We start from the raw sequence: 7,870 nt of genomic DNA on the forward strand, positions 1-7,870 counted from the left end.
ATGCATTGGTGTTAGTGAGGCCGTCATCGCGGGCAAGCCCGGCTCCCACATTTGACCGCATTTCAAACTGTGGGAGCCGGGCTTGCCCGCGATGACGCCTGAACAGGCGCTACACCACTTCCAGCCGCACCTTGTGCTCATTCAGCACTTGCACCAACGCCGGCACCGGCTGTTGGTCAGTCACCAGGCAGTCCACCAGGCTGATCGGCCCCAGGCGAATCATGGCATTGCGCCCGAATTTGCTGGAGTCTGCCGCCAGAATCACTTGTCGCGCATTGGCGATGATTGCCTGGGAAACCCGCACTTCCTGGTAATCGAAGTCCAGCAGGCTACCGTCCTCGTCGATCCCGCTGATGCCCACCAGGGCAAAGTCGACCTTGAACTGGTTGATGAAGTCGACACTGGCCTGGCCGACCACGCCACCGTCACGGCGCACATTGCCGCCGGTGAGCAACACATCGAAGTCGTCCTTGGCACTGAGCATGGTGGCGACGTTGAGGTTGTTGGTGATGATTTTCAGATGGCTGTGATTGAGCAGCGCACGGGCGATGGATTCGGTGGTGGTGCCGATGTTGATGAACAGCGAGGCGTGATCGGGAATCTGTGCGGCAATGGCTTCGCCGATGCGTTGCTTCTCGTCGCGCATCTGGTCGGCACGCATGGCGTACGCGGTGTTCTCGACGCTGGAGTCATAGGCTGCGCCACCGTGGTAGCGGCGCAACAGGTTGGCGTCCGCCAACTGGTTGATATCGCGGCGGATGGTTTGCGGGGTGACAACGAATAGCTGCGCCATTTCCTCGATACTGACATAGCCGCGTTCGCGGACCAGTTCGAGGATTTGTTGTTGGCGGGGAGGCAGATTCATGGGGCGTCCTTTGGGCTGCCATACAAAAGTGGCCCATGATGACGCAGGAATCCGCTCCCTGCCAGTTACACCTTATTCAGCGCTTTCGTGCGGCTCCCAGTCACGGGTGCGGCTCACGGCTTTTTGCCAGCCGGCGTAGAGTTTCTCTTTTGCCGCTTCATCCAGCTGTGGCTCGAACTCGCGTTCGATCACTGCCTTGCCGCGCAACTCGTCCAGGCTGCCCCAGAAGCCACACGCCAGGCCTGCCAGGTAGGCCGCGCCGAGGGCCGTGGTTTCACGCATTTGCGGGCGTTCGACCTGGGTGCCGAGTATGTCGGCCTGGAACTGCATCAGGAAGTTGTTGGCAACCGCACCTCCGTCCACGCGCAGGGCCTTGAGGCGTTCGCCCGAGTCCTGTTGCATGGCGTCGAGGACGTCACGGGTCTGGTAGGCAATCGATTCCAGGGCTGCTCGAATAATGTGGTCTACGCGTACGCCACGGGTCAGGCCGAACAGTGCGCCACGGGCATACGGGTCCCAGTAGGGCGCGCCGAGACCGGTGAAGGCGGGTACCAGGTACACGCCGTTGCTGTCCTTGACCTTGCCGGCAAAGTATTCGGTGTCGTGGGCATCGTTGATGATCTTCAGCTCGTCACGCAGCCATTGCACGGTGGAGCCGCCGTTGAAGACCGCGCCTTCCAGGGCGTAGGCCACCTCGCCGCGCGGGCCGCAGGCAATGGTGGTGAGCATGCCGTGCTTGGATTTCACCGCCTTGTCGCCGGTGTTCATCAGCAGGAAGCAGCCGGTGCCGTAGGTATTCTTGGCCTGGCCCGCTTCCACGCACATCTGGCCGAACAGGGCGGCTTGCTGGTCACCGGCAATGCCGCCGATAGCAATACCGCTCTTGGTGCGGCCATAAATTTCCGACGACGACTTCACTTCCGGGAGCATTTCCCGGGGAATGTCGAGAATCTCCAGCATCTTCGCATCCCACTCCAGAGTGTGGATGTTGAAGAGCATGGTGCGCGAGGCGTTGGTGTAGTCGGTGACGTGGGTCTTGCCGCCGGTAAATTTCCAGATCAGCCAGCTGTCGACGGTGCCGAACAGCAGTTCGCCGTTGCGTGCACGTTCGCGGCTGCCTTCGACGTTGTCGAGGATCCACTTGAGCTTGGTGCCGGAGAAGTACGGGTCGGTCACAAGGCCAGTGGTGTCGCTGATGTATTGCTCATGGCCATCGCGCTTGAGCTGCTGGCAGATCTCGGTGCTGCGGCGGCATTGCCAGACAATGGCGTTATAGATTGGGCGCCCGGTGACCTTGTCCCAGACCACTGTGGTTTCACGCTGGTTGGTGATACCGATGGCTGCAACCTGGTCATGGTGCAGGCCGGCCTGGGCCAGCGCTTCGACCATCACCGCGCTCTGGGTGGCGAAGATTTCCATTGGGTCATGTTCGACCCAGCCAGCCTGCGGGTAATGCTGGACGAATTCACGCTGGGCGGTACACACCACGTTGGCGTCACGATCGAAGATGATCGCCCGGGAACTGGTGGTGCCCTGATCAAGGGCAATGATGTAGTTCTTATTCTGAAGGTCGGTCATGTCAATTGCCTTGGACGAAATAAGGAAGTCAGAAATCAGCCTGGGCCGTGAAGGGCAGGGGACCAGGCTGGCGCTTTCAGGAAATACGAGTCTTGCCGTTGACAGCCGTGTCAGGTGTTTCTTCAGCAATAGCCGGTGCGGCGCTCGGCAGGTGGCGAGCGATCAGACCGCGATAAGCCGCAGCACCGAGGCATGCGCCGACAATCGGGGCGAAAATCGGTACAAGGAAGTAAGGAATATCGCGACCGCCAGTAAAGGCCATTTCACCCCAACCGGCGAAAAAGGTCATCAGCTTGGGTCCGAAATCCCGTGCCGGGTTCATCGCAAAGCCGGTCAGCGGGCCCATGGCGCTACCAATCACCGCGATCAGCAAGCCGATCAGCAGGGGCGCCAGCGGGCCGCGTGGCAGGCCGTTGTTGTCATCGGTAAGGGCCATGATCACGCCCATCAGGATGGCGGTGATGACCATTTCCACCAGGAACGCCTGAGCCGTGCTCAGCAGCGCATGAGGGTAGGTTGAGAACACCGAGGCCAATTCCAGGCTGGCTTGGGAGCCGCGAACCATGTGGTGGGTTTGTTCGTAATCGAAAAACAGATTGCTGTAGAGCGTGTACACCAAGGCGGCGGAGCAGAAGGCGCCGGCGACCTGGGCAAGAATATAGAAGGGCAGTTTGCGCTTTTCAAAATCGGCAAAGATGCACAGGGCGATACTGACCGCCGGGTTGAGGTGAGCCCCGGAAATACCGGCGCTCAGGTAGATCGCCATGCTCACGCCGACCCCCCAGATGATACTGATTTCCCACAAGCCAAAGCTCGCACCCGCGACCTTGAGCGCGGCGACGCATCCTGTACCGAAAAAGATCAGCAGCGCGGTGCCCAGGAATTCGGCCATGCATTGGCTCGAAAGTGAAGGCTGTTGAAGAGCAGTTGTCATGGAAAACCTCAATTGTTGTTCTTGTCTTGCGCACGGCCTCAACGGGCAGTTGCGCGATATTCACCGCGCAAGGATCCCCATCCTGGGTCGCGGCTTATTGCAGGAGTACCAAAGGATTATTCCTACGGTATTCGGAAACGAAAAAATATAGACAAGAATGACCGCTGTCAAAGGTCGAAAGTGAACCATTGGTCATTTCCGAACTATTGGTGTGGTGAATGATCATGCTCAAGGCGCGTCACTTTAGCGGTAATAGGACTGTGCTAGAGCGTTTCACGTGGTCTTGGCCTAGAATTGGCCATCAGTTTGCCCGCCCGGAGCCGCTATGACCCCCGCATTGGACCTGTTGAAAAAAGTTCGCGCCGAACATCGTATCCATAGTTATGAACATGATCCCAAGGCAGCATCCTATGGGCTGGAGGCCGCGGAGAAATTGAGCTTGGACCCGGCCCAGGTATTCAAGACGCTGCTGGCGAGCAGTGAGAAGGGTGAATTGTTGGTGGCGGTGGTGCCGGTCGTCGGAAGTCTGGACTTGAAAGCCCTGGCTCACGCTGCGGGTGTGAAGAAAGTCGAAATGGCTGACCCGGCAGCGGCGCAGCGCTCAACGGGTTATCTGTTGGGCGGCATCAGTCCGTTGGGTCAGAAGAAGCGGCTGCGCACGTTTATCGATGAAACGGCGCAACCCTTTGCAACGATTTTTGTCAGCGCGGGCAGAAGAGGATTGGAAGTTGAATTGCCAGCGGCGGTGCTGGCAGCACACACCCAGGCCAAATTCGCACCGATTGGTCGGACCTGATAATCATTCTTTGAAGTCTATGAGGATCAAAATGTGGGAGCTGGCTTGCCTGCGATAGCATCAACGCGGTGTGACAGATAACCCGAGTTGTCTGCATCGCAGGCAAGCCAGCTCCCACAGTTTGACCCGGTTTCGTCAGTGGGCGACGCTGTGGCGGCGCACCCCTGACTCAACAGCAGGAATCTGCGCCGCCGTGCTGCCGGATGCCTGGAACACCACCAAATGCTCAGCCGCCACACGAATCCCCACCTCTGCGCCCACTTGGTGATCGGCATGGCTGGGGAAAATCGACTCCAACTGAGCGCCGGTCGGCAGCTGTAACCGGTACAGCGTTGAGGCGCCGAGGAAGGTCTTGCCGACGATCCGGGCTTTTAACGCGCTGCCCGGTGCGTAAACGATGTCATCCGGGCGCAGCAGCACGTCTACCGCAGCACCGGTCGGCAAGGTGTAGGCACGGTTGCCGCGCAGGTCACCCAGTTCGGTGCTGACCGATTCCGGCGAGTTCAGCCGGCCACGGATGAAATACCCCTGGCCGATGAAACTGGCAACGTAAGGCGTCTGCGGTTCGTGATAGAGGTTGTAGGGCGTGTCCCACTGCTCTAGCCGGCCTTCCTTGAAGACCCCGACATGATCACTGACGGCGAAGGCCTCTTCCTGGTCATGGGTCACCAGGATCGCGCTGGTGCCGCGTGCCTTGAGGATGTCGCGCACTTCATGGCTGAGTTTGCGGCGCAGCTCACCATCGAGGTTGGAAAAGGGTTCATCCAACAACAGCAGTTGCGGCTCCGGCGCCAGGGCGCGGGCCAGAGCGACACGTTGTTGCTGACCACCGGAAAGCTCATGGGGAAAGCGTTTGCCCAGGTTCTTCAAGTTGACCAGTTCCAGCAACTCGGCGACCACGCGCTCTTTTTGCGGGTGTTTGCGAATGCCAAAGGCGATGTTGTCAGCCACGCTCAGGTGCGGAAACAACGCGTAGTCCTGGAACACCATGCCGATACGACGTTTCTCCGGCGCAAGGGTGAACCCGGCACGGGAGATGACGTCGCCCGCCAGGCTGATTTCGCCTTCATGCACCGGCTCAAAGCCTGCAATCGCGCGCAGGGTAGTGGTCTTGCCGCAGCCCGAAGAGCCGAGCAGGCAACCGATATCGCCGGCGTTAAGGTGCAGGTTGAGGTTCTGCACCACACGTTGGTCTTGATAGCCGCATGCCAGATTGCGCAGGTTCAGCAGTAATGGCTGGCTCATGCGTGGTGGTACGACGGCGGGACGAGGAATTCGAGCAAGGCTTTTTGCGCATGCAGGCGGTTCTCAGCCTGATCCCATGCGACTGAGCGCGGATCGTCGAGCAGGTCCTGGCTGATTTCTTCGCCTCGGTGGGCGGGCAGGCAGTGCATGAACAGCACGTCCGGCGCGGCCAGGTCGAGCAACGCGCGGGTCACCTGGAACGGCGCGAATTGGGCCAGGCGTTTGGCGGTTTCGTCTTCCTGGCCCATGGAGGTCCAGACGTCGGTGCTCACCAGGTGCGCGCCGACCACTGCGTCTTTTGGATCGCGCAGCAGTTGCACACGGCCATCGGCCTTGGCCATGAACTCGGCGCTGGGCTCGTAGCCTTCAGGGCAGGCGATACGCAGGTGGAAGTCGAACTGGATCGCCGCTTCTATATAGCTGTTGCACATATTGTTGCCGTCGCCGATCCAGGCCACGGTCTTGCCTTGGATCGAGCCACGATGTTCGAGAAAGGTTTGCATGTCGGCCAGCAACTGGCAGGGGTGCAGGTCATCGGACAGGCCGTTGATCACGGGCACGCGGGAGTTGGCGGCAAATTCGGTCAGGGTGCTGTGGGCGAAGGTACGGATCATCACGGCGTCGAGCATGCGCGACATCACGATGGCGCAATCGCTGATCGGCTCACCACGACCCAATTGGGTGTCGCGCGGTGACAGAAAGATCGCCTGGCCACCCAGCTGGATCATGCCGGCTTCGAACGACAGGCGTGTGCGGGTCGAGGACTTTTCGAAAATCATCCCCAGTACACGGTTTTTCAAAGGCTCAAACAGTACGCCGCGGTTACGCAGGTCTTTAAGCTCAATGCCTCGACGGATCACGCTGACCAGCTCTTCGGGCGTGCAATCCATCAGGGAGAGAAAGTGCCTTGCGCTCATCATTAACTACCTTTTGCAACAGACCGCAGATACTCAAAGCCTTGTTTATTGCGACAACGGGCGAGACCTGCGGCGAAAGCCGCACGGGGCGACGAAATAGGGGAAGACGCGATATTGACATTAAATGTCGCGTTTTACCAATAGGGCTACGGCTTTAGGGGTGTTCAAGCAGGGCACTGACGCGCGTTTGAAGACGATTTCCTGACAGCAGCGAGCCATTTGTACACTGGCGTCCAGGCCTTTTGCAATGCGCGGGGGCGGGCTTGGGCCAGGTCGCGTCGGTTTCAGCGCCTGTGGGCAAGGTTTTTGAAACATTTGCTCATGCTTAGCCATGGCCTGGCCTATGCCCGTCGATTCACAACGCGAAGGTTGCTGGCGCCTCAAGGGGTCGCGGCCCATAGTTGAGCCAAAGCCCCTATAAAAGAGACTGGCCATGACCACGACTCTCCACCACCGTGCCTGCCACCTGTGCGAAGCTATCTGCGGCCTCACCCTGGAAACCAACCAAGCCCAAGACGGTAGCCTGGCGATCACCTCGATCAAGGGCGACCCCTTGGACAGTTTCAGTCGCGGCCATATCTGCCCCAAGGCCGTGGCCCTGCAGGACATCCAGAACGACCCGGACCGTCTGCACCAACCCATGCGGCGGGTGGGCAGCCAATGGCAGCCGATTGCCTGGGATGAAGCCTTTGCCCTGGTGGCCGAGCGGCTCGCGGGCATCCAGGCCCGGCACGGCCAGAACGCGGTGGCGGTGTATCAGGGCAACCCCAGCGTGCATAACTATGGGTTGATGACCCACAGCAACTACTTTCTAGGGCTGTTGAAGACGCGCAATCGTTTCTCCGCGACCTCGGTAGACCAACTGCCTCATCACCTCACCAGCCACCTGATGTACGGCCACGGCCTGTTGTTGCCCATACCCGACATCGACCAGACCGACTTCATGTTGATCCTCGGCGGCAACCCGCTGGCCTCCAATGGCAGCATCATGACCGTGCCCGATGTGGAAAAACGCCTCAAGGCCATCCAGGCGCGAGGCGGAAAAGTGGTGGTGGTCGACCCTCGGCGCAGCGAGACGGCGGCCATTGCTGACCAGCACTTGTTCGTACGCCCCGGCGGCGATGCGGCGTTGTTGTTTGGGGTGCTCAACACTTTGTTCACCGAAGGGCTGACACGCGATAGTCATTTGCCGGTGGAGGGCCTGGACGAGGTGTGCAGGGCGATCGCCGGCTTTCATGCCGAGGCCATGAGCCGCCAGTGTGCGGTGCCTGCCGAGCAGATTCGGCAGTTGGCCAGGGACTTCGCCGGCGCTGACAAGGCCGTTTGTTATGGCCGCATGGGCGTCTCGACCCAAGCGTTTGGCACGCTGTGCCATTGGCTGGTGCAACTGATCAACCTGGTGACCGGCAATCTGGACCGCGTCGGCGGCGCGCTCTGCACCAGCCCCGCGGTGGACCTGGTGGCCTCCACCAGCGGCGGCCATTTCAACCGCTGGCAGAGCCGCGTGTCCGGGCGTCCGGAGTACGGTGGAGAAC

The 7,870-nt window shown here is 60.0% G+C and carries 7 protein-coding genes; 2 read left to right on the forward strand and 5 right to left on the reverse strand.

Features of this window, described 5'->3' with window-relative positions; genetic code table 11:
- Window positions 1-109: 109 nt before the first annotated feature.
- From GIW04_RS24930 to GIW04_RS24940, 3 genes are all read right to left on the reverse strand, one after another.
- A complete protein-coding gene (locus GIW04_RS24930; RefSeq protein ID WP_003188962.1) occupies window positions 110-865 on the reverse strand; it encodes a DeoR/GlpR family transcriptional regulator in 756 nt (251 codons plus the stop codon).
- 72 nt (window positions 866-937) lie between these two features.
- Entirely contained in the window at window positions 938-2,443 is a 1,506-nt protein-coding gene (gene glpK / locus GIW04_RS24935) for a glycerol kinase GlpK (RefSeq protein WP_003188963.1), read from the reverse strand.
- Window positions 2,444-2,519: 76 nt separating this feature from the next.
- Window positions 2,520-3,377: an MIP/aquaporin family protein gene (locus GIW04_RS24940; RefSeq protein ID WP_014717136.1), complete on the reverse strand. Its 858-nt coding sequence runs from the start codon at window positions 3,375-3,377 to the stop codon at window positions 2,520-2,522.
- A gap of 325 nt (window positions 3,378-3,702) precedes the next feature.
- On the opposite strand from GIW04_RS24940, the gene ybaK reads away from it, so the two are divergent.
- Window positions 3,703-4,173, forward strand: a complete 471-nt coding sequence (gene ybaK / locus GIW04_RS24945) for a Cys-tRNA(Pro) deacylase (protein WP_120247570.1) — start codon at window positions 3,703-3,705, stop codon at window positions 4,171-4,173.
- Window positions 4,174-4,308: 135 nt separating this feature from the next.
- On the opposite strand, the gene GIW04_RS24950 is transcribed toward ybaK, so the two are convergent.
- Both GIW04_RS24950 and argF read right to left on the reverse strand, forming a co-directional pair.
- Window positions 4,309-5,418: an ABC transporter ATP-binding protein gene (locus GIW04_RS24950; protein ID WP_034135818.1), complete on the reverse strand. Its 1,110-nt coding sequence runs from the start codon at window positions 5,416-5,418 to the stop codon at window positions 4,309-4,311.
- The gene (gene argF / locus GIW04_RS24955; RefSeq protein WP_003188973.1) at window positions 5,415-6,335 is read right to left on the reverse strand and encodes an ornithine carbamoyltransferase; all 921 of its coding nucleotides are present in this window, start codon (window positions 6,333-6,335) and stop codon (window positions 5,415-5,417) included. The genes GIW04_RS24950 and argF overlap by 4 nt, the downstream gene beginning before the upstream one ends.
- 433 nt (window positions 6,336-6,768) lie before the next feature.
- Here argF and GIW04_RS24960 point away from each other — a divergent pair.
- Window positions 6,769-7,870, forward strand: a 1,102-nt coding sequence (locus GIW04_RS24960) for a molybdopterin-dependent oxidoreductase (RefSeq protein WP_236479297.1), incomplete at its 3' end; no start/stop codon positions are given.

The organism is Pseudomonas sp. PA-4-8C (assembly GCF_021606625.1).
Classification (GTDB): domain Bacteria; phylum Pseudomonadota; class Gammaproteobacteria; order Pseudomonadales; family Pseudomonadaceae; genus Aquipseudomonas; species Aquipseudomonas lactis.

Bases quoted from the DNA above. Each gene is read 5' to 3' on its own strand.
- GIW04_RS24930 (WP_003188962.1), bottom strand. From the start codon at position 865: ATGAATCTGCCTCCCCGCCAACAACAAATCCTCGAACTGGTCCGCGAA.
- glpK (WP_003188963.1), bottom strand. From the start codon at position 2,443: ATGACCGACCTTCAGAATAAGAACTACATCATTGCCCTTGATCAGGGC.
- GIW04_RS24940 (WP_014717136.1), bottom strand. From the start codon at position 3,377: ATGACAACTGCTCTTCAACAGCCTTCACTTTCGAGCCAATGCATGGCC.
- ybaK (WP_120247570.1), top strand. From the start codon at position 3,703: ATGACCCCCGCATTGGACCTGTTGAAAAAAGTTCGCGCCGAACATCGT.
- GIW04_RS24950 (WP_034135818.1), bottom strand. From the start codon at position 5,418: ATGAGCCAGCCATTACTGCTGAACCTGCGCAATCTGGCATGCGGCTAT.
- argF (WP_003188973.1), bottom strand. From the start codon at position 6,335: ATGAGCGCAAGGCACTTTCTCTCCCTGATGGATTGCACGCCCGAAGAG.